This is a genomic window from Mesorhizobium sp. WSM4829, assembly GCF_055811475.1.
The window spans coordinates 85,924-110,169 of record NZ_JBVVQJ010000019.1; the positions used below are offsets into that span (position 1 = coordinate 85,924).

Annotated in this window: 19 protein-coding genes; 12 read left to right on the forward strand and 7 right to left on the reverse strand. The window is 59.1% G+C overall.

Going from position 1 to position 24,246, the window contains the following annotated elements; all coding sequences use genetic code 11:
- Positions 1-15: 15 nt before the first annotated feature.
- The 4 genes from AC0L17_RS19165 to AC0L17_RS19180 are packed head-to-tail and all read left to right on the forward strand — an operon-like array spanning position 16 to position 4,356.
- A complete protein-coding gene (locus AC0L17_RS19165) occupies positions 16-327 on the forward strand; it encodes a tetratricopeptide repeat protein (RefSeq protein ID WP_473516983.1) in 312 nt (103 codons plus the stop codon).
- The gene (sctV, locus tag AC0L17_RS19170) at positions 324-2,486 is read left to right on the forward strand and encodes a type III secretion system export apparatus subunit SctV (RefSeq protein WP_473516984.1); all 2,163 of its coding nucleotides are present in this window, start codon (positions 324-326) and stop codon (positions 2,484-2,486) included. Before AC0L17_RS19165 ends, sctV begins: the two co-directional genes overlap by 4 nt.
- A 57-nt stretch (positions 2,487-2,543) precedes the next feature.
- Entirely contained in the window at positions 2,544-3,893 is a 1,350-nt protein-coding gene (locus AC0L17_RS19175; protein WP_473516985.1) for a type II and III secretion system protein family protein, read from the forward strand.
- 13 nt (positions 3,894-3,906) lie between these two features.
- Positions 3,907-4,356, forward strand: a complete 450-nt coding sequence (locus AC0L17_RS19180; RefSeq protein WP_091590140.1) for a hypothetical protein — start codon at positions 3,907-3,909, stop codon at positions 4,354-4,356.
- 494 nt (positions 4,357-4,850) lie between these two features.
- Here AC0L17_RS19180 and AC0L17_RS19185 read toward each other — a convergent pair whose 3' ends face one another.
- Positions 4,851-5,654 carry a tetratricopeptide repeat protein gene (locus AC0L17_RS19185; RefSeq protein WP_091590139.1) on the reverse strand — a complete coding sequence of 268 codons (804 nt, stop codon included), beginning with the start codon at positions 5,652-5,654 and terminating at the stop codon, positions 4,851-4,853.
- Between the two features lie 84 nt (positions 5,655-5,738).
- On the opposite strand from AC0L17_RS19185, the gene AC0L17_RS19190 reads away from it, so the two are divergent.
- Positions 5,739-6,779: an EscU/YscU/HrcU family type III secretion system export apparatus switch protein gene (locus tag AC0L17_RS19190; protein WP_473516986.1), complete on the forward strand. Its 1,041-nt coding sequence runs from the start codon at positions 5,739-5,741 to the stop codon at positions 6,777-6,779.
- A 65-nt stretch (positions 6,780-6,844) separates the two neighbouring features.
- Here AC0L17_RS19190 and AC0L17_RS19195 read toward each other — a convergent pair whose 3' ends face one another.
- Positions 6,845-8,236 (reverse strand): SGNH/GDSL hydrolase family protein, encoded by a 1,392-nt coding sequence (locus tag AC0L17_RS19195; protein WP_473516987.1) that lies wholly within the window; start codon positions 8,234-8,236, stop codon positions 6,845-6,847.
- Between the two features lie 390 nt (positions 8,237-8,626).
- On the reverse strand, positions 8,627-9,601 hold the full coding sequence (locus tag AC0L17_RS19200; protein WP_473516988.1) for a hypothetical protein: 975 nt from the start codon (positions 9,599-9,601) through the stop codon (positions 8,627-8,629).
- A 54-nt stretch (positions 9,602-9,655) separates the two neighbouring features.
- Here AC0L17_RS19200 and AC0L17_RS19205 point away from each other — a divergent pair, with 54 nt between their 5' ends.
- The 3 genes from AC0L17_RS19205 to AC0L17_RS19215 all read left to right on the forward strand — a co-directional run bounded on the left by AC0L17_RS19205 (position 9,656) and on the right by AC0L17_RS19215 (position 13,255).
- Positions 9,656-10,294 carry a hypothetical protein gene (locus AC0L17_RS19205; RefSeq protein WP_473516989.1) on the forward strand — a complete coding sequence of 213 codons (639 nt, stop codon included), beginning with the start codon at positions 9,656-9,658 and terminating at the stop codon, positions 10,292-10,294.
- Positions 10,295-10,664: 370 nt separating this feature from the next.
- The gene (locus tag AC0L17_RS19210) at positions 10,665-11,108 is read left to right on the forward strand and encodes a hypothetical protein (protein ID WP_473516990.1); all 444 of its coding nucleotides are present in this window, start codon (positions 10,665-10,667) and stop codon (positions 11,106-11,108) included.
- Entirely contained in the window at positions 11,105-13,255 is a 2,151-nt protein-coding gene (locus AC0L17_RS19215) for a GDSL-type esterase/lipase family protein (RefSeq protein ID WP_473516991.1), read from the forward strand. The genes AC0L17_RS19210 and AC0L17_RS19215 overlap by 4 nt, the downstream gene beginning before the upstream one ends.
- Before the next feature lie 221 nt (positions 13,256-13,476).
- Here AC0L17_RS19215 and AC0L17_RS19220 read toward each other — a convergent pair whose 3' ends face one another.
- The 3 genes from AC0L17_RS19220 to AC0L17_RS19230 all read right to left on the reverse strand — a co-directional run bounded on the left by AC0L17_RS19220 (position 13,477) and on the right by AC0L17_RS19230 (position 16,202).
- Positions 13,477-14,448, reverse strand: a complete 972-nt coding sequence (locus AC0L17_RS19220; protein WP_473516992.1) for a Vgb family protein — start codon at positions 14,446-14,448, stop codon at positions 13,477-13,479.
- Positions 14,449-14,690: 242 nt separating this feature from the next.
- Positions 14,691-14,984: a hypothetical protein gene (locus AC0L17_RS19225; protein ID WP_167366323.1), complete on the reverse strand. Its 294-nt coding sequence runs from the start codon at positions 14,982-14,984 to the stop codon at positions 14,691-14,693.
- A 495-nt stretch (positions 14,985-15,479) separates the two neighbouring features.
- A complete protein-coding gene (locus tag AC0L17_RS19230) occupies positions 15,480-16,202 on the reverse strand; it encodes a Crp/Fnr family transcriptional regulator (RefSeq protein ID WP_473516993.1) in 723 nt (240 codons plus the stop codon).
- Positions 16,203-16,593: 391 nt separating this feature from the next.
- Here AC0L17_RS19230 and AC0L17_RS19235 point away from each other — a divergent pair, with 391 nt between their 5' ends.
- Positions 16,594-17,961: an exopolysaccharide biosynthesis polyprenyl glycosylphosphotransferase gene (locus tag AC0L17_RS19235; protein WP_473516994.1), complete on the forward strand. Its 1,368-nt coding sequence runs from the start codon at positions 16,594-16,596 to the stop codon at positions 17,959-17,961.
- A gap of 331 nt (positions 17,962-18,292) precedes the next feature.
- On the opposite strand, the gene AC0L17_RS19240 is transcribed toward AC0L17_RS19235, so the two are convergent.
- Positions 18,293-19,444, reverse strand: a complete 1,152-nt coding sequence (locus tag AC0L17_RS19240; protein ID WP_473516995.1) for a glycosyltransferase — start codon at positions 19,442-19,444, stop codon at positions 18,293-18,295.
- A 799-nt stretch (positions 19,445-20,243) separates the two neighbouring features.
- On the opposite strand from AC0L17_RS19240, the gene AC0L17_RS19245 reads away from it, so the two are divergent.
- The 3 genes from AC0L17_RS19245 (at position 20,244) to AC0L17_RS19255 (ending at position 24,224) form a co-directional block, all read left to right on the forward strand.
- Positions 20,244-21,410: a polysaccharide pyruvyl transferase family protein gene (locus AC0L17_RS19245; RefSeq protein WP_473516996.1), complete on the forward strand. Its 1,167-nt coding sequence runs from the start codon at positions 20,244-20,246 to the stop codon at positions 21,408-21,410.
- Between the two features lie 18 nt (positions 21,411-21,428).
- The gene (locus AC0L17_RS19250) at positions 21,429-22,406 is read left to right on the forward strand and encodes a nitroreductase family protein (protein ID WP_473516997.1); all 978 of its coding nucleotides are present in this window, start codon (positions 21,429-21,431) and stop codon (positions 22,404-22,406) included.
- A 570-nt stretch (positions 22,407-22,976) separates the two neighbouring features.
- On the forward strand, positions 22,977-24,224 hold the full coding sequence (locus tag AC0L17_RS19255) for a glycosyltransferase family 4 protein (RefSeq protein ID WP_473516998.1): 1,248 nt from the start codon (positions 22,977-22,979) through the stop codon (positions 24,222-24,224).
- The last annotated feature ends 22 nt before the right edge of the window (positions 24,225-24,246 follow it).

Here is a 24,246-nt window from a genome sequence, read left to right on the forward strand (position 1 = left end):
GATCCGGATGACACGGTGCATCTGCTGCATGTCCTGGGCTATCTCTACGGGTGTCACGGGCAGGCAAAGCGGGGCGCGGCATATCTGCTTATCGCGACGCAGCTGTCGCCGGGAAATGCCGGCGTTCTGCGCACGCTGGCGCATCTGCTCATACTCGATGGCGAAGCGGACAAGGCGCTTGCCACCATTGCCAGGCTGGAGACGCTGGAGGGAATGGACCATCCGACGCTGGCCTTGCTGAAGAGCCGCGCGTTGCTCGTGGCCGGCCGCAAGGCCGAGGCGCACAATGCCTTGCGGAGCTTCCTGTCGCATCGAGCCGCCGAATGACGGTGTCGGAGCGCCTTCTGCACTTCCTTGCCAAGCTGTCACGCCGCAGCGATCTGGTCATTGCCATCCTGATGCTCGTTGCAGTGGTGATGATGCTCATTCCATTGCCGACCTTCCTCGTCGACATTCTCATCACAGCCAATATCGCCGTCAGCGTGCTTATCCTGCTGGCTTCGTTTTACGTTTCTCATCCGCTCCAGTTCTCGTCGCTGCCATCGGTCATCCTCATCGCCACCTTGTTCCGGCTGGCGATCACGATCACGACCACGCGACTGATCCTGCTCCAGGCCGACGCAGGCGAGATCGTTTCCGCCTTCGGTAGCTTCGTCGTCGGCGGCAGTATTGCCGTGGGCCTGGTGATCTTTCTGATCATCACCGTTGCGCAGTTCATCGTGGTTGCGCGGGGCGCGGAACGCGTTGCCGAAGTTGCCGCGCGCTTCACGCTCGATGCCCTGCCCGGCAAGCAGATGAGCATCGATGCGGAGTTGCGCAACGGAGACATCGATCAGGCGGAGGCACGCCGGCTGCGCCAGCAGCTTGAGCGTGAGAGCCAGCTGTTCGGCGCGATGGATGGCGCCATGAAATTCGTCAAAGGCGACGTCATCGCCGGCATTGTCATCATTCTGGTCAACCTGATCGGAGGTTTCGCGATCGGAACGCTGCAGCACGATATGTCGCTGGGCGACGCCGCCGTGACCTACTCACTGCTCACTGTGGGTGACGGGCTGATCGCGCAGATACCGGCACTGCTTGTCGCTGTGGCCGCCGGCACGATGGTGACGCGCGTCGGCAGCTCGGACGGCACGAGCGATCTTGGCAAGCAAATTACCAGCCAGCTGCTGCGCGACCCCCGTGCGCTCGCACTCGCCGCGGTAATCATGGTCGGCCTTGCCGTAGTGCCGGGCTTTCCGCCCCTTGTGTTCCTGATCCTTGGTGCCTGCTTCGGCGCGGGCGCCTATGCCATCAACCGCCGCACCGCGCGGGAAGCCGAATTTGGGGATATCGGCCAGACCGCGGTGGCCGAACAAGCTGGAAAACCGGCGTCGCTTTCATCAACGCCCGTGGCAGCACTGCCTTCTTCATCCCGCATCGTCGTGCGCTTCGGAACCGAACTCGGACGCTCGGTCCCGGAACCCGAATTCGCCACGCTCGCTGATGGCGTGCGCCGCGAGCTTTTCGGCGATCTCGGTGTCGACGTTCCGGCTATCGGCCTGCAGGTCGACGAGAAGCTTTCAGCGAGAAGCATGCGCATCGATCTGGAGGGCGCACCCATCCTGGATGCTGAAATCCCCGCCGGCCGCGTTCTTGTCGAAGCGGACCCAACGCATCTCGATCTGCTCGATGTGACTTACGAAAAGGGTTCTCCGATTGCCGGCCAGCGCAAATTCATGTGGGTCGACGATCGCCACCTTTCGGCGTTGAAGGAAGCCGGCTTCGCCTTCTCCACGCCGGCGCAAACAGCGGCCAAATGGACCGGAAATGCACTTCGCCTCTATGCCGGCCATTTCGTCGGGATTCAGGAAACGCGCAGGCTGCTGTCGGACATGGAGCCGGACTATGCGGATCTGGTCAGACAGGCGCAGGAGATCGTGCCGCTGCAGAAAATCGCCGAGGTGCTTCGGCGACTTGTCGGCGAAAACGTGCCGATCCGCAACCTGCGCCTGATCCTCGAAGCGCTGATCGAATGGGGTCAACGCGAACAGGACGTCGTTCTGCTTACGGAATATATCCGCACGTCCTTGAAACGCCAGATCAGCTTCCGCTTCGCTGGCCGCAATAACATCATCGCAGCCTATGTTCTGCAGCGCTCGGCCGAGGATATCCTGCGAAACGCGGTGCAAAGCACATCGACCGGCACGTTCCTGAACCTTTCGGATGACGATGCACAGGCATTGATCGCCGAAATCGAACGAGCCTTGTCGCAGAACGCCACCGATGTCTCACCGGTCGTCCTCGCGGCGATGGATGTACGCCGTCATATGCGGAGCCTGCTCACGCACAATGCCATCGAACTTCCGGTCCTGTCCTTCGGGGAACTCGCACAGGAATTCAACGTCCAGCCATTGGCCACGATATCCGGCCGCTCGGGCATGGCACGCAACGTCTCTCGGTCGCTGCCATCGGCTGAGGCGAAAGCCGGACAAGAGGCAGCCTCATGATGCCAGCCGGGCGAATTGGGACAATTGGGGGAACACCATGCTCAAGAGGGGAACGGCATGACAATTCACGATATCGCAGCAGGCGTTCGATCCGCCACTTTCGCCGGGCGGATGCGCTGGCTCGCTATCGCGACGGTTGGCGTCTTGCTGGCGTTTTTGTTCACATATGCCGACGCGACGGCACAGGATATGTCGCCATTGCCGAGCCGGCCAACGGTCGACCTGCCGGTCGGGCAAGGACGCCTGCTGCGTTTCAATGAACCCGTCGAATCCGTCCTGATCGCCGACACCACGATCGCCGACCTTCAGGTCGTGTCGCCGGGGATGGTCTATGTCTTCGGCCTGAAGCCCGGCCTGACCAACCTCATTGCAATCACGGCCGATGAACGGGTCGAGGCAACGGCCCAGTTCCGCGTCACCCCCGATGTCACGCCTGCCAACGAAGCGAAAGACGCGATGCAGCCGAACTCGGCGACAAATCTCTCGATTTTCGGGACCCGCATTGTCGCGACCGGCGAGGCAGGAGGCGTCGAGGAGGCAACGGATGTCGACAATATCGCCCGCACCTTCTCGCCGCCGGAACAGCCGCCGCTGAACAACATGACCGTGCAGGGGTCGCAGCAGGTCAACATCCGGGTCCGTTTCGCCGAAGTCTCGCGTACTGAGCTGCAGTCGTACGGCGTCGACTGGTCTGTCGGGTACAGGAGCGGCGGTTTTGAATTCAACATGTTCCAGGACAATGGCGTGCCCTCCGGCACCGGCAATCTTGGTTTGAGCATGGACCAGGCGCAGGGCATCAACTTCGACATTCTCATCGAAGCGCTGCAACGCAACGGCGTCGTCAAGATACTGGCCGAACCGAACCTGACAGCGATGACCGGTCAGACCGCGAGCTTTCTTGCCGGCGGCGAAATCCCGGTTCCGATTCCGCAAGGAACGGACGTCGTTACCGTTCAATACAAGTCGTTCGGCGTTTCCCTCGGGTTCACCCCTACGCTGATCGGCCGCGATCGCATTGCGCTCCATGTTCAGCCGGAAGTCAGTTCCTTGTCGGAAGCAGGCTCAGTCAGCGCCAATGGCTTTGCCATGCCGAGTTTCGTTGTGCGCAGGGCTGACACCACGGTCGAAGTGGCGAGCGGCCAGACCTTTGCGATCGCCGGCCTTTTCCAGCAGCGGACCTCGCGTAATCTGGAAAAGTTTCCGGTTCTCGGCGATGTGCCAGTGCTTGGCCCGCTTTTTCAGTCACAGCGCTTCCAGCGCGAAGAGACGGAACTGGTGATCCTGATCACGCCTTACCTGGTCGAGCCGGTGCGCGACAGCCTCGCCACGCCGCTCGATCGTCCGGCAGCCAAGCGCCACAGGAAGCGCGCCAATGACGCATCGGCGATGGGCCTGATCATCAAGTAGCGGGGAACCGGACATGACATTTCGCATCGCTTTGTGCTCTGTTGTTCCAGTGCTGCTTGTGGTCGGCTGCGCCAACATCCGGCAACAGCCGCAGGACTATTCTCCCGGCTACAGCTATGTGTCGACCGACACCGGCGGTTCCGAGAAGGGCGTCGGCGGCTCCGTGCTTGCTCCCAATGCTTGTCTGAACGAACCGGCCGATGACGACCGTTCTGCGGCTGCGACCGATCTGACGATCGTCCGCGGCGTCGGCTCCCACCTGCCGCCCGGCTGCGCCAACGCCTACAATCTTCAACGCATGGCCGAAAGTCAGCGCGACCTCGTCGAGGGCCGGCGCATGGGGGCGGCGGCGGCGGCGCCGACGGCAAATGCCGCGCGGCGCTACCTCAATGGCGAAGAGGCGCCGATCGGTGGAGCCAACAGCGGGCCGCCGACGCCGCAAACAACGCTGCCAGTCGAGTGAGCCGATGCGGCCTTGCCCGCGGTGCACTAAAGCGCCTCGCGTCGCGACATGCGCCAGCTATCCGCTTGGTTGCGCGTCACAGAGGGTTTGGTTCTTTGACTGAGCTTGAAGGAGGCTGTGATGGTTGCCGTCGACCGATCTCCTCCTGCCAATCTCGAGGGTTTGCGATTAGCCATAAGCCACCACGTCTTCGTCATCCCAGGGCGAAGCAAGGAGCGAAGCGACGCGGCGCAGACCCTGGGATGACGAAGGGAGGGATGTTTCAGCCAATCCTAGAGGTTTGCGATTTGCCACTGAAATTGACTGAGAGGAATTGTCGACGGTCGCTGCCGATCGGCCCAACCTGTCAAAATCGCTGTGCAGAGGCACTAGAGCGGTTCATCTTTTCACAGAAACGCAAAAACAAGGAGATGGAGCGGTTCGGCGCAATTCCGCAGGGAAAGCGCTATGCGCTTTTCCCGGAAAAATCGTTTCACACTTTTCCTGGAATTGCTCTAGCCGAGGATAGAGCCGAGCGCTTTCGCCCTTGCCTGTGTGCTGCCCTTCGACCGGATGGTTCTGGCACGCGCAAGCAAGGTATTCACCTCCTTGGTCGCCAGGCCGATCGGCGGCGAGGCCCTGACCTGATCGGCCTGGCCAAGAAGTCCGTAGACCACCACGACGTTGCGCTTGTGATGCAACTGCGCATTGGGTGCGGCGGAGATCTTCTGGACCAGCGGCAGTGCTGTGGCGGAATTGCCTTCGAGCGCCGCGGCCAACGCCATGTTGCTCTCGACGTCGAGATCCCCCGGCGCAAGTTTCAACGCCTGAGCAAAAGTGGTCTGCGCCTCCGCGGTCTGGCCGGCGAATGTCTGCGCCACGCCCAGCCTGATATAGGCGCTGCTGGTATTGACCAGCGGCGCGGCCTGCGCGAGCGCGCGCATGCCGGCATCGATATCGCCCGTTTCCATCATCGCCGAGCCAAGCCCGAGCATTGCCCCTCCGTCATTCGGCGCTTTTGCCAGCGCGGCCTGATAGGCTCTAGCCGCCTCGGCGGGATAGCCCGCTCGCATATAGGCCTCGCCCGCCTTGACGAAGGCGCTCGGCTTGGCATCCGGCATCGCTGCCGCGCGCTGGTAGAGCGCGATTGCGGTGCCACTGTCTCCCTGCGCATGGATATCGTCCGCAAGCTTGATCAGACGCTCCGATTGCGACGACGGGCCCTGTGCCTTTGCCTGCTCGGTGTCGGTTTTGGTCGTCTGACAACCGGTCACCGCCAGCATGGCGACGACGGGCAAGAACACGACGTGCAGCCGCATATCCACCTCTCCGTATTCAAGCCCGCCGCACCTTACACACGGCCCTGGCCGACTGGAACCACAACAGTGCGATAAGATTGCAACATGGCCGAAGAAGCTGAGGAAAAGAAACTACCGGCGTCCGACAAGAAGCTTCGCGACGCTCGCCGCAAAGGCCAGGTTTCGCAGAGCCGCGACCTGGCCTCCGGCTTCACGCTTTTCGCAGCGCTTGGCTATCTTTATTTCGCCTGGCCGATGCTGTTCGGGCACCTTTCGGAACTCGTGCAGACCGTGAACACCCCCAGCGATTCGTTCGTTGAAGTCAGCCTGCAGGCTATCCGCCATTCGTTGTCATTGCTGATGCTTGCCACCTTGCCGCTGGTCGGAATCGTTGTCGTTCTCGCCGTGGTCTTCGGCATGCTGGGAACGTTCGGGCCGGTCTTCTCGTTTGAGCCGCTCAAGCCGCAATTCGATCACATAAACCCGGCGAAGGGTCTTCAGAAGATCCTGTCGCTGCGCAACGTCGTCGAGTTCACCAAAGGCCTGGCCAAGGTGGTGTTGCTGGCCGGCCTGTTCGCATTCCTTTTGATCGCGTGGCTGCAGCCGCTCTTCGATGCACCGGGATGCGCTCCGTCATGCCTGGAGCCAATTATCAAAGCGGTGCTGACACCGCTTGGAATTGCCGCCGCCTTGGCCTTTGTCGTCATCGGCGTGATCGATGTTCCTATTCAGCGCTGGCTGTTCCTGCGCGACATGCGCATGACGACAACCGAATACAAGCGCGAAAACAAGGACCTCGAAGGCGATCCGTTGATTCGACATGAACAGCAGCGACAGCGGCGTGAGGCCGTGATGCAACCGGCGAAGCTGGGCGTGAAAAACGCGGTCATCGTCTTCGTGGCTGGTGACCGCTCAGTGGCATTGCGTTACGTCAGGGGTGAAACGCCGGTGCCGACGGTCGTCGGCAAGGGCCAGGGCCGAGCGGCTGACGAGATGACGGCTCAAGCACGCGAGGCAGGTATTCCGGTGATCGAGGATGCGGCCGTCGCCGGCCCACTCTTCGAAAATACGAACACCGGAGCTTACATCGGCCAGGAGATGTTCCCACCGGTCGTACGCCATCTTGTCCGGCTCGGGCTCACTTGAGCCATGCGCGAACCGACCTTGCCGCAATGCCTGAGCAGCGCGGCAAGGTCAGCAGCGACAGCCGACTACTTGGCTGAACCCAACAGGACGTCGAGATCGACCGCGTCTGCCATTGCCTTGTATCCCGCGTCGTTGGGATGGAGGTTATCGCCGCAGTCGTAGTCGTCGCGCAAATACCCCGGCTTGGCCGGGTCTTCCATCACCTTGTCGAAGTCGACCACGCCATCGAAGCCGCCGCCGGTGCGGATCCATTCGTTCACCGCGACGCGAATGTTTTCTTTCTCGGGCGTGTAGTAACCCTCGGTGGGAAGTCCTTTGAAGGTTTCGGCGAAGGGGGTCAACGTCGCGCCGACAATGCGTATGCCATGGGCGTGCGCGCGATCGATGAGCTGTTTGTATCCGGTGATGATGTCTTGCGCCGTCGGTTCCTTGTCGTCCGGCGTGATTGCATTTTCGCCGGGCCAGCCGATATCGTTGATGCCCATCATAAGGACGACGGTCGAGACTTTGGGATGGCTCAGTATATCAGAATCGAAACGTCCCAAGGCATTGATACCCATACCGTCGGTCAACACGCGATTGCCCGAAAAGGCTTCGTTGACCACCGCGACCTTGCGGTTGGCCTCCTGCAATCGCTTGGCGATATGGTCCGGCCAGCGATTATTGGCGTCAGGGGTCGAGCAATTCCCATCGGTGATGGAATCCCCGAAAAACACGATCGCCTCGGATTCCGGCACGGCGTCAACCCATATGTCGCTCAGAAACAGGCGCGATTTGAGTGTGCTGTCAGCCTTGAACGCAGCCTCGTTTGTGAAATTGCCCGGGCCGGAGATGTAGGCGGTTTGCACGCCATCCCAATGCACCGACGACAACGCCGTCTTCTTCGGCAGGAAAATGCTGACCGAGATTTCGGAAAGCGCTGCTGCCGGGAGAGCGATGGGGTCGCTGAGGATCGGAGCTCCCGGCGGAACGACCACAGAACTATTGCCGCCCCAGGTCAGAGGCTTCAAGGTCGCCTGATCGACCTTGCCGCCCTTGCCTGCTATTGCGACGCTGCCGGCACCGATGGTCAGCGGCTTTTCGCCGAAAGCATTCGACAGCACGACCCGCACGCTATTGCCGCCAACGCTGATGCGGGCGACCTGGCGGACGGTCTGGTTCTCCAATACCTCCGGCACTCCGAAAGGCGCAGGAAGATCATCCGACCAGCGCGGAGCAGGTGTGGCAGCCCAAGTGGTGATCCAGGCTGCCTTTTCGGCGCCTTGTGCCGAAAAACCTGCAATCGCGGAACCGGCCGCCGCAGCTGCACATATCAGGATGATCTGACGTCGACGCCGTTTCCTCCCTGCGGCGGTAGAAAGCTCCGATGAAACCTTATCCGTGAAAACCAAAGGCCTGTTGAGCCGCATTTTTATCTCCTCCTCGAGACATGCTGGTAATGCCGCCGCCGGGCTCATTATGACGGGCTGCCTAGGGAATGAAATTCGACTTCCGTGGCAATTTTGGACCAGCGTCAGGAGCAAGGATTTGCGAGCGTGGAAACTGGTTCCTCTGGACAGTAATTTTGACAGTTGGGCCGATTGGGAGCGACCGTCGACAATTCTCTCAGACAATTTCAGTGGCAAATCGCAAACCTCTAGGATTGGCTGAAACATCCCTCCCTTCGTCATCCCAGGGCGAAGCAAGGAGCGAAGCGACGCGGCGCAGACCCTGGGATGACGAAGGTGTGGTGGCTTGTGGCTAATTGCAAACCCTTGAAATTTGGCAGGAGGAGATCGGTCGGCGGCAACCATCACAGCCTCCTTTCAGGCTCAGTCAAAGAAACGTCCGCAGCGCCCTCGCCGGATTCACTGGCGGACATCGATCCTGGGCCCCAATGTCTGGGTCATGACCCGCCGCACGACCTTGCCATCCGCGACATCGAGGCAGACGGTATCGACCAGGTATCGATACGCAACAATGTCGCGAGGCTCCAGCGCCTCAAAAGCGCGGTGCAGGAACGGCATGGAATAATGATGGTGTGGATAGAAGTTGTAACCGACCGCAACAGCCGAGTTCGCCAGGTTCGCGGCGCGATTGTGCTGTCCAAGAATAAACGGCGCCGGGCGGGCCGCATCGTAGTCAGGCGGCGTGATTGGCCGTTCGACTGGATAGGCGCACTCCTTGGTAAGTTTCATGACCTCATAGTTGGACGAGGCAGCGTCCGACGACTTCGGCCGCACCTTCCTGATCCCGATCTGGCCCCAAGCTGAGGTCGGAACGTGGCCGGATTCACGACGATATTCCTGATAGCCGAAGTGACGGGCATAGAGCAGATAGGAAGCGTCGCGGAAAAAGCTCGGTGCCACCCGCACCCAGTCACCTTCTTTCGTCAGCGCCTCGAAATGTGCTTGCCGGATTTGCCTTGAATCATACCAGCCGAGCCGCGCGTTATAAAAGACCGCGTCGCCGAATATGGTGACAACAATCCCGGCTACGATGGCAGTCGTGGAAAACGAATTTTCCTTCATTCTCGTCAGAGCCGCGACGATCAGACTGTTCAAGATGATCCAGTGCAGAAAAAGGGCGCCGCTCAGAAGGAAGATCCCGATATGCATGATATCGAATAATGCGGTCAGTCCGATGAGCCACCGCCGGCGCAAAAAAGCGAGAAAGCATAGAAGCTGCGCAGCAAGGATAACGACATTCATCGGAATCTGGACCGCCCTGACTGCTTCATAGGCATGGGCGAGCAGCGATTCGGAAAAGCCCAACGGGGCCGCGCCTAAGCCGTACCCGGCCAGCATGATGGAACTGGTCGGGTTCTCGAGGATCCAGCTCAACGGCCCTCCGTCAAGCGTGACCTTGGCCATCCCGGACATGAAGTAGTTGCCAAAATGGGCGCCGATCCCGGCCAGCAGCAGTATTCCGGCAGCCTGGGCCGCGAAATTCCTGGTTCCGAGTTCGTCAAGGCTGGGCAGGTTCCTGGTGAAGGGCTTCAGCCGGCTCAAGCTCTGCAGCAGGCCAAGGCCCAACAGGCCACAGGCCAGGAAGAGACCGACCTCAATCAACGGCGCATAGTCGTTGCGGCCCAGTTCCGCAGCATCGGAAACTGCCCGCGTGACATTCTTGTGGAAGCCGAAATAGACCATCGGGAAAATGGCGAAGGATGGCCGCAGGATCGAAAGAAGCGCCGCCGCAAGCGCGATCAGGCGACCATATGTGAGTGCATTGCCCAATGCGTCGGCGCGAGTTGCGTCGGCAATGCCGAGTTCGTCTCCAAGCCCGAAGCTGAAGAGGCCCAGCGTTATCGCCAGGCCGACCACGATGATGCGCGCAGCCCGCGCCTCGGCGGGATAGCGCACGAATGCAAAAAGGCAGCAAAGCAGAGCCAACCCGATGGCGCTGACCGTGGCGAGGGCAGGATCGTGCCACGCCACGCGGGACGCCGCCTTCTCGTACAACAGGATCGGAACGACCCCGCACAGGACCGGGAAAAAAAGAAGGACTGCAAGGACATAACGCTCAACGGGTGAACGCTCGATGCCGACTGACGGCCAACGCCGGGCGCTGCCCGCTCCGATGCTCATCCCATGCTTCTCCCGTCTTCCGGACTTTTCGCCTCACCTGTTCGGTTTTCGGTGCTCACCTTCCGGGGACGGGATGAGCCCTCACGCAGCCGCACGTTGCCGCCGGATATTGCTGCACTGCAACAGGATGCGTACTACAACCTAAACGCACAGGCAACGACGAAAGTTCAAGATGCCCCTGGCTCAATGCACGCGCGCAATTTGTGCCAATTACCGATAAATGCCCGCGTTAAATTGCCGACCTGTCGCAATTTGGTACAACAACAGCCACAGCGATCGCCGCCCGCGTCACCGTGCCCGGTGTCGAGCCAGGGTATTGCAGGCTCAAAAAAATGTTGCCAATCTACCCAAAGTAGTGGAAAATATTATGTTGCAGTGCCTAAGAGTGCGCTGCAACATTGAATTTGTCTCGCTGACCTGCAAAAAACCGATCGCATCGGCGTCAGGTGCAGGTCAGTGGCTGAAGAGGCCATGGAAAATGGTACTCGACACCCGGGCCAAACAGGTCGCCGACGAGCACCATGGTATCGTCGTGATCGGCGCTGGCTTCGATTCAGCCTTTTTCTTGCACCAGTTCGTCGGACGGAGAAAAGTTCGTGTTCCCTTCGGATTGTGGCGCCACAGCACGCGTGATCGGCAGCTCGAACGCCGCGCAAACAGCAATATCCGGGACGAGGACGCCGGCAGATCGTGGAATTACACGATCGGCCCAGGCGGTCATACCCGTGAGCAGCTTTGCCAGGGGGAGAAAATACCATGACGGTGTTCTATGACAGCAGCCGTCCGGACGCATTCATCGGCGGTGCCGGTTCGGACGCAGTCAATTACGGCGCTTCGTCCCGTGGAGTCATCGCCGATTTGGCTTCCGGCCATGCTTACAAGGTGCTGTCGATACTGCCGCTGGGCGATTCCATTACCTATGGAGTGATCGCGAGCTCTTCCGATACCGAAAGCGGCGGGTATCGGAAGTTCATGCTGGAACAGTTGGCGGCACTCAATGTGAAGATCGACTTCGTCGGTTCCTCGTCCAACGGACCCGCCAGCATGGGCGATCGGGATCACGAGGGTCACCGCAACTGGACGCTCAATCAACTGAACGGCATCGACAACGATGTTGTGGCCGCTACGAAACCCGACGCCGTCCTGCTGATCGCCGGAACAAATGACAGCTCGACCGATAGCGTGCCAACGATGTTGCAGGATCTGCGCAGTCTTTTGCTCAGCCTGACCTCCAGCGATCCCGCCTTGACCGTCTTCGTCGGTTCCTTGCCTCCCGTTCGCGTCGGCCAACAGTCGCAAGCGCGTGCAGACCGTGTCGATGCGTATAATGATGCAATGCCCGGTCTGATCTCTGAACTGGCCGCCCAGGGGCGCAAGATCGCCTTTGTCGACATGCGTGATCTGACACCGGATGACATCACCGCGCCGCCGCTTGACAGCGGGCTGCATCCGACTGCCGGGGGCTATGCAAAAATCGCCTCACATTGGATGGCCGCACTGGAACAACGTCTCGGCCTGGACGGGACCGGTATCGGAAGCGACCGCGACACCTTCACCAGCATCGAAAATCTTACAGGCTCTTCCTTTGCCGACCAACTCGGCGGAAACGAGGGAGCCAATGTGCTGGATGGGCTGGCTGGCGATGATTTGCTGGAGGGCCGCGGCGGCTCCGACCAACTCATCGGCGGGGTCGGCGCCGACACGCTTGTCGGCGGCACGGGTAATGACGTCTACTATGTCGACAATGCCGGAGACAAAACCATCGAGGCGACCAATGGCGGCGTCGACGAAACGCATGCTTATACAAACTGGACCCTGGCCGACAACGTCGAAAACCTCTTCCTGAGGTCGGCTGCCAATCTGGCGGGAAAAGGCAACGAACTCGCCAACACCATGGTCGGCAACGGCGCAGCGAACACGCTCGAAGGCCTCGGCGGCGCAGATCGGCTGGACGGCCGCGGCGGGTCGGACCGGCTCGTCGCTGGTCTTGGCGCCGATATCCTCATCGGTGGAACGGGAAACGACAGCTTCGTCTTCGCCGCCGGCCATGGCCACGACACCGTCGCCGACTTCGACCTTTCCGGCGATGATCTCCTGGAGATTTCAGGCTACCAAAGATATAGCGAACTCCGGCAGGTCGGGAGCGACACGCTGGTCGTCTTCTCCGACAGCGACACTGTTCTCCTCAAAGGCGTGACCAGCGCCTCCTTGAGCAGTGCGGATTTCGTCTGGATCGATCCACTCGACGAGCCGCCGCCGGGGTCAATCGTAGGCAACGACGGCAACAATACGCTTACCGGCGGTCCCGGTGCGGACGTCATTTATGGAATGGGCGGCAGCGATATCTTGAACGGAAAAGCGGGCGCCGACACGCTTGTCGGCGGCGCGGGTGATGACGTCTTCCATGTCGACAATGCCGGTGACAAAACCATCGAAGAGAACAATGACGGCTTCGACGAGACGCACGCCTATGTAAACTGGACCCTGGCCGACAACGTCGAAAACCTCTTCCTGAGGTCGGCTGCCAATCTGGCGGGAAAAGGCAACGAACTCGCCAACACCATGGTGGGCAACGGCGCAGCCAACACGCTCGAAGGCCTCGGCGGCGCAGATCGGCTGGACGGCCGCGGCGGGCCGGACCGGCTCGTCGGTGGTCTTGGCACCGATATCCTCACCGGCGGAACGGGAAACGACAGCTTCGTCTTCGCCGCCGGCCATGGCCACGACACCATCGCCGACTTCGACCTTTCCGGCGATGACCTCCTGGAGATTTCAGGATACCAAAGATATAGCGAACTCCGGCAGGTCGGGAGCGACACGCTGGTCGTCTTCTCCGACAGTGACACGCTTTCACTAAACGGTGTCCTCGTCGCAAGCGTCTCGAACAGCGATTTTCTCTTCGTGTAGAGCGGCATCTCCCTACGCTATGTCAAAGACAGTCGCTGACATGCGGTCTCTTCGCGCAAATTGCCCTTCGTCGTTGGCTAAAGCGCGTCGCGTTTGGCCGCCTCATGCGACGCGCTTTAGGTTGTTGTTTTTATGCATGTCGTTATCGCAAAACCGCTGCACACCCTCGGGTCAGGCCCAAGGGCATGCTTTTGCGCGACATGCAGTAGACCTCTTTTGCTTTATTCACCCGTTTCGGTCTCGATCAAGACAAGGCGGTCGGTACCGGACTCCGCACCCCATACCTCGCCGGAGCGCCCGTTGAGCTGGCGCACGTTGGCGTTGTCGCGGTCGGACGGGAAGCTCGCGAAGGTCTGCGTTGCCGGGTCGAAGCGGACGATGGCGTTCGCGCTGAAATCGGTGAGCCAGACCTTGTCGCGTTCATCGACATAGACGGCATAGGCCTGGGGCTCGTCTCCGGGCAGCTTCCAGCTGCGCCAGTCATTTGCGGCCGGATCGAAGACGCTAACCTGGCCGGCGTTCCATTCGCTGACCCAGATGCGGCCTTTGGAATCCGACCAGACGCGGCGGGCGCCCTGATCCGCGGTCGGCGGGTCGATCGGGGAAGCCTCGCCGGTCGAAACATCGATCCTGGCGATATGGTTGCCGGCGAGCGAGGCGTAGTAGACCTCACCGGACGGCGTGGTTGTGATCCCATAGGCGCCGCGACCGCGCGGAGCGTTCCAGACCTCGACCTTGCCGCTCGCCGGATCGAGCCTGCCGTAGATGCCCTCCTGCCCGGTGAACCAGAGCCTCCCGTGTTTGTCGAAGGAAGCGGTGTTGAGGTTCGCGTAGCGGTGCCCCTCGGGGAGCGGAAAGGCCTTCACCGCTTCCGTTTCGGCATCAACGCGCACGATGGCGCTGAGGCCGCCGTCGGTCACCCAAGCGGCGCCGTCGGGACCGACGATCACGCCGTGCGGCGCCGAACCGTCGCCAAGGGTGATGTGCCTGACGGCGCCTGTATCAGGATCGAGCCGCCCAAGCGCGCCCTGTGCCTGGGCGGTGTACCATACGGAGCCATCCGGCGCCGGAGCGACATCGTGCGGGCCGGCGCCCTCCGGAACGGGATAGTAGCGGACCTCCTCCGAGGCGGCACGCGCGGCCACCGAGCAGAGCAGCGCGGCGAACAGCGCCGACGCAATCGTACGAAACATGGCGAACTCCTCACATCGCGCGTTTCAATTTGCACAGCGAGCGATCCACGTATCCTTTTCGCGCCACTGCGGAGATGGCGGGCTCGCCGTGCCGCTTGCTGATCAAAGTCAGGAGCTAGTGCAGCCCCTGCCCTCGCCTAGGCCTGCAAGCCCAGAATCGTCGATAGGCGGTAGCATCATGGGAAACCTGCGTTACGACGACGCAACCGCGGCCCGCAATTGGACTTGGCGTGCCGAAGGCGTCAGCTTTGCCGCAAAAGTTCCCGCGCCAACTCTTGCCATTCCTCATCAAGCGTCAAAGTCGACGGCGCGGCGTCGCAGCGACGATACCAATACTCCGCATTGGATTGATCGCCTTCCTTGCGATGGAGGTAGGCATGCACGCGCATACAAGCCGTATCGTCGCGCAGCTGTGCACGCTCGTGCGCCTTATCCCAATCGCCCTTTGCATCCCACCACAGCGCCTCCAGGGCCGGACTCAGGCCGGCGGGCGGCTGTGATTTCGCAATCGAACCTCTGAAGGCTTGCAGATCCATTTTTTCCACCGACGTGATGTACATGGGCGGAGCCGATAATAATCCCGGATTCCCCAACAGCAAAGTCGCATCGCGCACAGCAAAAGAATGGCGGTGCTCTCTGCGTGGCCAATCTCGGGCGGCACAAAAAAGCGCCGGCGATTGCCGGTCGCTTGCGGCAACTGGCTGGGCGGCTCCTGACGCCGAGCCACAATTCTTTCCCGACGCGTTCCAGCAGCAAGCTGACCGCTTGGGCAAACAGTCGACCCTCAGCTGCCTCATTTCGCAAGCTGCCGAGCCGCATCTGGGCCAGGAGGTTGCGCCGGCCGGTCTGGCGACGCACCAATTCCACCGGGAGCCGAGGGCCCGTGGGGACGCACGGGGCTGCGCGAGTGCGTTGCCATCTCGCCGGCAGTGTCCAGTGCGGCGACCTACGACGCCGACGTAAAGGACTTTACCGAACGATCCGAGCTTCCCGGAGGATGGCGTGGAGATCCCGAGCACACGGGCAAGGCATCATTGAACGATCAAACGCGAGTAGCCAAGAGCAACAGACTCTAATGCGGTGCGATTGAGAATCGTCAGCGAGCCGCGGTCGTATTGGGTCAGATACCGCCGTTCCCATTCTCTCAGGCAACGATTCACTTTCGCTCGAGACGCCGGGATCATTGCCGCGAGGTCGGTCTGCGAAATGTGGATTCTCTGAGCTCCATTCACGGTAGCCGTGCTGTGCGGGGTCTCAATCAATCGCAAGACCGTGCTCGCCAATCGAATGGATAGGGCATTCGACGCACTGTGGATCACTCGCTCTTGCGCGTCGTGCGTTGCTTGGCATAAATACGGGATCACTTTCAGTGCGAGGTCCGGGTGCTTGTCGAAGACACTAGCCATGAAAGCTGCTTCGATTTGGAGCAAGTCGCTGTCCACGACTGACGCAGCGTTCATGTTACTGTGTCGCGCGATGAACAATCTAGTCAAATCGAAAGTATCACCAGGACCAAGATCAGAATAGATGAATTCTCGGCCGTCTGAGAGGGGGACACTAAGACGAACTTTTCCGCGAATTATATAGTAAATATAACGCGGTATATCCCCAAGGTGAGTTAAGACTTTATTCTTAGGAACCCTCCGTAGGATGGCTGCTTTCGCCATTTCACTAAGAGTATCTTGTCCAAATTGCCGAAATAAGCGTATGTTGTTCAGCTGTTTGACTCGAACCTCAGCGCCATTCTCTGTCATGGCTCCCTCTCCCTGATAGGGTAAGCGCCCCAGCCCCCTAAAGCATTGCCTTGACCACCTCTTAGAACGAGTCCGACCTCCAGTCCGTTCTCACGCGAACGGGTTACGGCAGAAAATATTAACACATTAGAATACGATAAAATAGCGACTCGTCTGTGCCCGGGGTAACAGCGACATGTCTCTGAGACATTTAAATCAAATCTAACCGACTGGAAGCCGTTGGGATAACCCCCTCCTTCCTTATGGGATGGCGTGTGCCATGACCCATAGAGGAGAAGGGATGCAACAGGATTCGGGGGGTCGTCTTATGCGGCATGCACCTACCGAGGCGTCGCGTGCGCTCTGGAAGCGGAGCGTAGAGCCGCTACGGCTCCCCGTGGGAGCAGTCTGCGTGTTTCTCGCAGCTGCTGATTTCCTCCTTGGACAGACAATACTTCTTGCGTCAATTGAGCTCTATCATAGGGCCTTCGAGGTGAGGCCGCCGGATGTCTGGGATTCGATCTGCCTAAGTGTCACCGCCGGCCTGTTGCTGGTCGCATTCATGACCGCCAGGGGCGCCTATACGGTTAGCGGCATCCTGGACGATCACTGCAGGATCAAAACACTCTTTGGCGCCTGGCTGTTTGTTTTCTTTTCAATTCTCTGGCTCGCCTTTCTCACGAAGACGACGTCGACGTTCTCGCGCGGCTCCTTGACGCTGGCGTTTGCGGTCGGATTCCCAATCCTGCTGCCTGGCCACGCGGTTCTAGCGCGTGGGCTGAAACGGCTTCTGGCGGCTGAGAAACTCGTGTTGCGCACAGTTTATCTGTTTTACTCTGGCGTTCCTGGAAAGGAACAGGGGATAATCAACAGGCTTGGGCAACAGGGCATCGCGATTTGTGGCGTTTCGAATATCGAGAACGATGATGGCACGATCGCAGCACGGTCGGTGCATGCCGCCGTCGCAGCTGCACAGACGGCGTTCCGTAATGGCTCGTATGGGGCAGTTTATCTCTTTTGCTCTTGGGACCAGCGGAAGTTGATCGAACGCATCCTGGAGGAAATGTCCCGCCTCCCGCTGCCGATTTATCTTTTCGCCGACGCCTACATAGATAGAATTCTGGCTGGAAGGCCGCTGCACACCGGCTGGCAGCGAGCCTTCGAAGTCCAGCGTGTGCCGTTGAGGCCTGCCGAACGCCTGCTCAAGCGGTTGTTCGACATTGCTGTTGCATCCCTGCTACTGCTGTTCCTTTGTCCGTTGATGGCCTTGGTCGCATGTGCCATAGCGCTCGAGAACGGTCGCCCTGTGGTGTTCCGGCAGATGCGACGAGGTTTTGGTGGTAAGCCGTTCAATATTTACAAATTCCGATCGATGACGGTGCAGGAGAACGGTACACAAATTCGCCAGGCTCAGCGCAATGATGCGCGGGTTACCCGACTTGGCCGAATATTGCGCCGGTCAAACATCGACGAGTTGCCGCAATTATTAAACGTGCTTCGGGGGGAGATGTCCCTGGTTGGGCCCCGACCTCACGCCGTCGCTCATGACGACGCCTATACTTTGACCATTGCGAGCTATGCTTATCGCCATCATGTAAAACCCGGTCTAACAGGGTGGGCTCAGATAAATGGCTTTCGAGGGGAAACGAAAGAACTCTGGAGGATGGAAAAACGCATTGAGCATGACCTCTGGTATATACAATCCTGGAGCATGCTTCTCGACATTAAGATAGTTTGGAAAACTGCTCTAGTGATGTTTTCGGATCGTAATGTCTATTGATGTGTAGCAGCTTCTCAGGAAGCTGAATGGATATATGTATTCCATCTTCCAACCGATTGACCGGATAATTTTGATTCTGATGCTTCGGGCGATCCCGCCGCCAGCGAGTACATCAAGCCTCACAATCGGGTTCGCGCCGGTTCAGTCGCCGGACAGTTGCGCATCTCGCAGGCTAGCTCAATGCGAAAACGCGAGGCGGGGAGATGGTCGGAGAGCCGGGGGCAGTCGGATCCATTCAACGGTTCCAGGACGGACCACGGGCTCATTGCGGCGAACGGAAAGCAGGCTTGCCGGCGGCGCAGCCGACTTCAACAAGAGAAATTGTGCAGTCCTATGAGCTTCCGCTCGACGGCATCCGGCTCTTGATTTCCTCTAGAATGTTGGTTGCGCGTGCGATGCGGCTGTACCTGGACAGAAAGTCTGCCTTCGCCTGCTGACCAATCTGATCCCGAAGCGCCTTGTTTTCGCGCAGACGCTGAAGAGCTTTGACCCAGTCGGACGGGTTGTCTGGCGACACCAGAACGCTGTTGACGCTATCCCTCAAAACTTCTCGTATAACTGACAGGTCGGAGGACACTATGGGTTTGCCATGCGCCATATATTCGAAGAGCTTGAGCGGCGACATTCCCTCAGCGATATTTCGACCGCCGCCCTGGCCCTCTACATCTCTAAGATAGGGCGCGAGGACAACGTCCATTTCGGCCAAGTAGGCATATGTCGCGGCGTGAGGAACGTAGCCGTGAAACACTGTGTTCGGGCATTTGGCCAGCTTCGATGTCCAATACTCTATATCGCCTGGAGTTCCCCCGACGATGTGAAATGTCGCCCAGCCGCATCGAGGCGCAATAGCGCTTATTATCTCCATGCCTTTTCCCTTATACAGGTGTCCGACATAACCAACCTTGAACGTGCCGCTGAGGCTGCATGGCTCGACATTCGGCGGAACAGGATCCGCGCCATTGGGCGCGATGAGAAATTTTCCCGCATGTTGAGGAAAGAGGCGGATGCTGTCGTCCCGCAGACGTTGCGACGTGACGACCAGCATACGGAATGCCTCCAGGCCTATCAGTTTGGCAAGGCGCTGACGCTGACGTCTGCTCAAACTGCCAATCGGGTCGTGTAGCTCAAAAACGGTCGTGAACCCGAAAAGTCCGGCAGAAACAAGCGCTACAGTAGCCGAGCGTGTAAAGACGACTTGCGGCCGCAGCCAGACCGCAGCAAGCAGCGCCTGCACAGCAAAAAAAAGCTCCCGGCCGGGCACAGGCCAAAAGGGTACAGGGAGAACGCGGAATGGGAACTCGATAGCGAATCCGTATTCGCGCGCGACCTTTGCATAATGATCCCGTGAATTCATGGAGGCGCGTGGAAGCGCTAGCAGGACCTCCGCTCCGGCAACCCGAAATGCATGGCACATCTTTGCGACCTGTACCGCATTGGCGGCCGGCGCCGGGACGTGCGCAGAATGTATATAGAGAAGCCGCATTTAGACCAGCGCGATGAAGAGGGCCAACTCGCCGGCTATGGCGAACCAAGCCAGGATGCTTCTTGACTCAGTCCCCGTAGGATCCGCCGACCAGGGAAGAGAAAATGTCCTGATCGAATGCACGCTCGCGCGCCTCAACCAGCTACCAGCGGACATCGACAAGAAGTAGCTTTGGGGCACGCGAAAAATCCGCAAGCTGCTGGTCCCCCCTCCCATGGCTCCCATCCCTGACAGGTAAAGCGCCCGGTCCTTAGAGCGTTGCCTTGACTTCTTTGAACGAGTCCGGTTCCGCGCAAACGCAGAAGTTCCAGTACATACGTTTATCACGATAAAATCGCTCCGCTGTGCCCGGGGTAACAGCGACCCGTCTCTAAGTCGCTTAAATCCAACAAGCTAAATCTGACCGATTGAAAGCCGATTCCGAATGGGATCGATCTGCCCCGCAATCCGCGCCGCGAGCCGAACGCCGATGGCAGTCGAGGCAAAGGCGCAACTCACCATCCTGGGCGATGGCCAATGCCGCCCCACCCTCGAGGAACAGGCGGCCCGGTTGGGCCTTTCCAGCAGGGTCACTTTCGCTGGCTCGGTCGAAAATGTCTTTCTATTCCTGTCGGAGGCTGAATTCTATCTTTCCACTCGGAGTCGAAAGGTATGTCAAAGTCAAACGCTCCTGAAAACAGCCTCTATTCCTTAAAGATCGTTAAATACGATTCGGCCGAGGAGGCAATTGTTGCCTACGTGCTGGTGTGATACTTTACGTGACGGGACAACTTGCCGTTGATAGCAACGGACATGCTAAATGTTGATTGGCACACTAACTTTGCACACCGGTTACAACGAGGGGGCGCAGCTTCAGAGCCTCGCCCTCCAACGCTGCATTTCGGACCTGCGTCCCGGCTCGCCGGCGGAGATCGTGGACCACCGCTATCCAAGACGACTGGAGACTGGCTATGGGCCGGCGACAAACGCACGCCAGCGAACGCTTGCCGCCTTCGCCGATGGACTGCTGCTCAGCCCCAAGAGGTTCTACTCTGAGGATAGGTCACCAACGTTTCGCTACGTAAGCGACCGCTATGATGCGGTTGTGGTGGGTAGCGATGAGGTTTGGAAGATCGACTACGTCTCCCGTCTCGGTGGGCTGATCAAGCGTCAGACCAACCCACTATGTCCCCCATTTCCCAATGTCTACTGGCCAGAAGTGGCGTGCTCGAAGATAGCATATGCGGCGAGCACCGGCAGCAGCACCAAATGGACCGAAATGCCGCGCCGCAATCGATACTTGATGGCCAAATGCCTGAACGAATTTGTGGCGATCGGCGTGCGGGACGAGCGGACACGTGAGTTGGTCCTCTGGGCAGATCCAAGGCTCGCGGATCGTGTGACATTGACCCCAGACCCGACAGTCGCTCACGATCTAACGTCGAATGCCACTCATGAAAGCCTGCGCGTAAAGCTGGCTTCCTGGGGCGTGGATTTCAATCGGCCCCGGGCGTTGGTGATAGCCGGCCAGCACGAGCTCTATGCAGAGGCCACGACCTCTCTGCGGGCGCGCGGCGTCCAGATTGTATCGGTCTCGGATCGCAATCACCTCGCAGACATCGATCTCACCGAAAAGCCGATTGATCCCCTCGAGTGGGCAAATCTGGCATCACAATTCTCCTACTGCTTGTCAGAGCGCATGCATGGGGCACTATTTGCTCTGCGGAACCGGTGCCCGTTAATTTGCCTGGACAGCCGGCGACCCGCCATCGGCTTCCCCACTAAGAATGAAGCTTTGATGACGCTGATGGGCATTCCCTCTCAGTACGTGTGTATTCACCGCAAGGGTGCCAGGGACCATTTGCTGGACATGTGCGAAAACGTCGGAAAACTTGTTCACGACTACATGAAGATGGACAACCGGTTCCGGGAACTAGCTGAGATTGGCCGTACGTTTCTGGACAGGGCCTTGCCTGCGGCCAAGTAAAATATGATGATGTAGAAAATGCTTCGAAAGCTGCAAATTCTTCTGTCTGCTCAAGCGAAGGTAATCATCTCCTACGTCTATGACGTTGGAAATTACCTGCGTTACAACGGGGATTCGCTGCTGGTTCCAAAGAAAGAGCGGCTATATTACCGCATAATCGTGGACGCTCACTCGATTGAGAAGGGCCTTTCTCTAAAGGACAGGCGGCCCGGTTTTGGCCAGGAAAAAATCAAGCGACTTATGAATGAGGTGTCCTCCTACGACACCTCGCTAGGGGCGTTTCCGCTTGAAATGGCTGTCGGCGCACTTCGCGCCTATGTTGACCTTCATTCACCAGGGGAGCCTGAGCAGCCCTTTGTTGAGAAAGTTCGTCAATTCGTCGAGCGTTTCAATGGGCTTGATGGAGTCGCCTTGACCGGCGGGGTTCAAAGCGCCATTCTGCCAATTGGGGGGCCAGCCCTCACACTCCTGGAAGGACTTCAGTGTCGTCGCTCGGTTAGATACTTTGACGAACAATTAATAGATCGCACCACATTGCTAGAGTTGGTACGCTTGGCGCAGGGTGCGCCATCCCAATGCAACAGGCAGGCGACAAGAGTATACCTCTACCAGGGCCGTCATCAAATCGATCAGATACTCGCTCTGCAGGGCGGGGCGCGAGGCTTTTCCCAGTCCATATCAAACCTGGCCATTGTCACGTCAGACACAAGGGCCTGGCGAGGAAGCAATCAACGAAACCAGATTTATGTCGATGGTGCGCTGTTCCTAATGCATTTCCTGTTGGCCGCGGAGGCACTTCGGCTCGTGGCTTGCCCACTCAATCTTGCGGTCGATAGTCGAGTTGAACGGCAAATTCGTGACGTAGGTCGAATTCGAGCAGGCGAGAGATTGATTGCATGCGTCGCCCTTGGCCCTATGGCAGGTACTGCCATCAGATTTGCCAGGTCGCCGCGCAGGCCGATTGACGAGGTGGTCTCGTTCGTAACCGAGGAGTAAGTCTCCGCTGGCACTTCCAGAGCGCTCGAACCAAGCTGGCTTCTCGGGAAGGGACAATGTCTTGATCGACTGCCCGCTCGCGAGCCTCAACCAGTTGCCGCCGCACATCGACAATACGCAACGTGAGCACGCGAAAAATCCGCAAGCTACGGGTCCGGCCCCTCCCATAGGTCCGTTTAAGCATTGCCTCAACTACTTTTTTTAACGAGTTCGGTTCCGATCCGATTTCGCGCAAACGCGGTGAAGCAGAAGTATTGGTACAAGGTATACCACAAAATAATCACTCCGCTGTGCCCGGGGTAACAGCGGCAGTTCTCTGAGACGTTTAAATCCAACAAGTTAGATCTGATCGACTGTAAGCCGTTGGAATACCCCTCCTTACGGACTGCATGTGTCATGGCCCGAGAAGGACACTTAGGATTCGGGTTCATCTCCATACGGCATGCACCCACCGAGGCGTGGCATGTTACTCCAATGCAGTAGCACCGATATCAGGACACATGAACCAAAAGCGCGGCTGGGCGTGGGAACGCACCCAACGGATAAATTCAGCGCGATCGGTGCGGTGATATGAAGGTACAGGACGCTGAAGGCAAGATTGACTTGGGGCGACGACTGCGTATCGCTCATGTCATCACCCGTCTCATCAATGGCGGTGCTGATGAGAATACCGTCCATTCCTGCAATTGGGCCGCGCAAGCAGGCCATGATGTTGTCCTGCTGCATGGCGAGGCCGTCGACCGGGAAATTGTAGCTAAAGTGGACCCGCGGGTGGAACTCATTGGCGTCCCGGGCTTGACCCGATCCATTTCGCCTGTCTCCGACAAGAAGGCATTGTTGGCGCTTACCCGGACGTTCCGCGCCTTGCATGCCGACATCGTACATACGCACACTAGCAAGGCAGGCATTCTCGGGCGTTTCGCGGCATGGGCGGCGGGCGTTCCAGCGATCGTTCATGGCGTTCATATCGTGCCTTTTGTCAATGTCGGCGTCGCCGAGCGGTTTGTCTATCTCGCATTGGAAAAGCTTGCAGCACCAGTCACCAGTGCGTTCATCAGTGTGAGCGAGGGCGTCCGTGACTTATATTTAAGCGCAGGAGTGGGACATCCAGACAAACATTATGTCGTCCATTCCGGATTCGACCTTGATCGTTTCCGCAACGCCCGTCCGCCCGACGATTGGCGCGATTTGCTGCGCTTGACACCGGACGCGCCGCACCCGCCTGTGCTCTTGATGATTGCGGCATTCGAGCAACGCAAGCGACACGCGGAATTTCTAGAGGTTTTCAAGAAAATCGCCGCGCGCTTACCCGACACGGTACTTGTGCTCGCAGGCGATGGGCCGCTTCGTTCGTTCGCCGAATTGCAAGTCAACCGGCTGGGGCTCCAACGCCGCGTGGTCTTTGCCGGTTATCGCGACGACCCCGAGCGGCTGATCGCACTCGCGGATCTATGCCTGCTCTGTTCCATGCGGGAGGGATTGCCCCGCGTGCTCATGCAATATCTCGCCGGCGGCAAGCCTTGCGTCGCGTGCGATCTGCCAGGTCTTCGCGAAGTGCTCCGTCCTGGCACCAATAGCGTGATCACACCCCCGGACGACTTGAGCGCCATGGCCGACGCCACGGCCGCCCTCCTGGAGGATCGCGAAAAACTGGCTTGCCTCGCCCAAGGTGCCGCAGCGACGGACCTCTCGAACTGGGACGCCAATCGCATGGGCAAGCGGATCGACTCCATTTACCGCCAGGCTCTCAACCAGCATCTGGCGAGCAAGGGAGCGTCGACTAGGCCTCCTGTTCGAAATCTGGCTCTTCCGCGATGAAGTGCCCTACAGAGATCGGGCA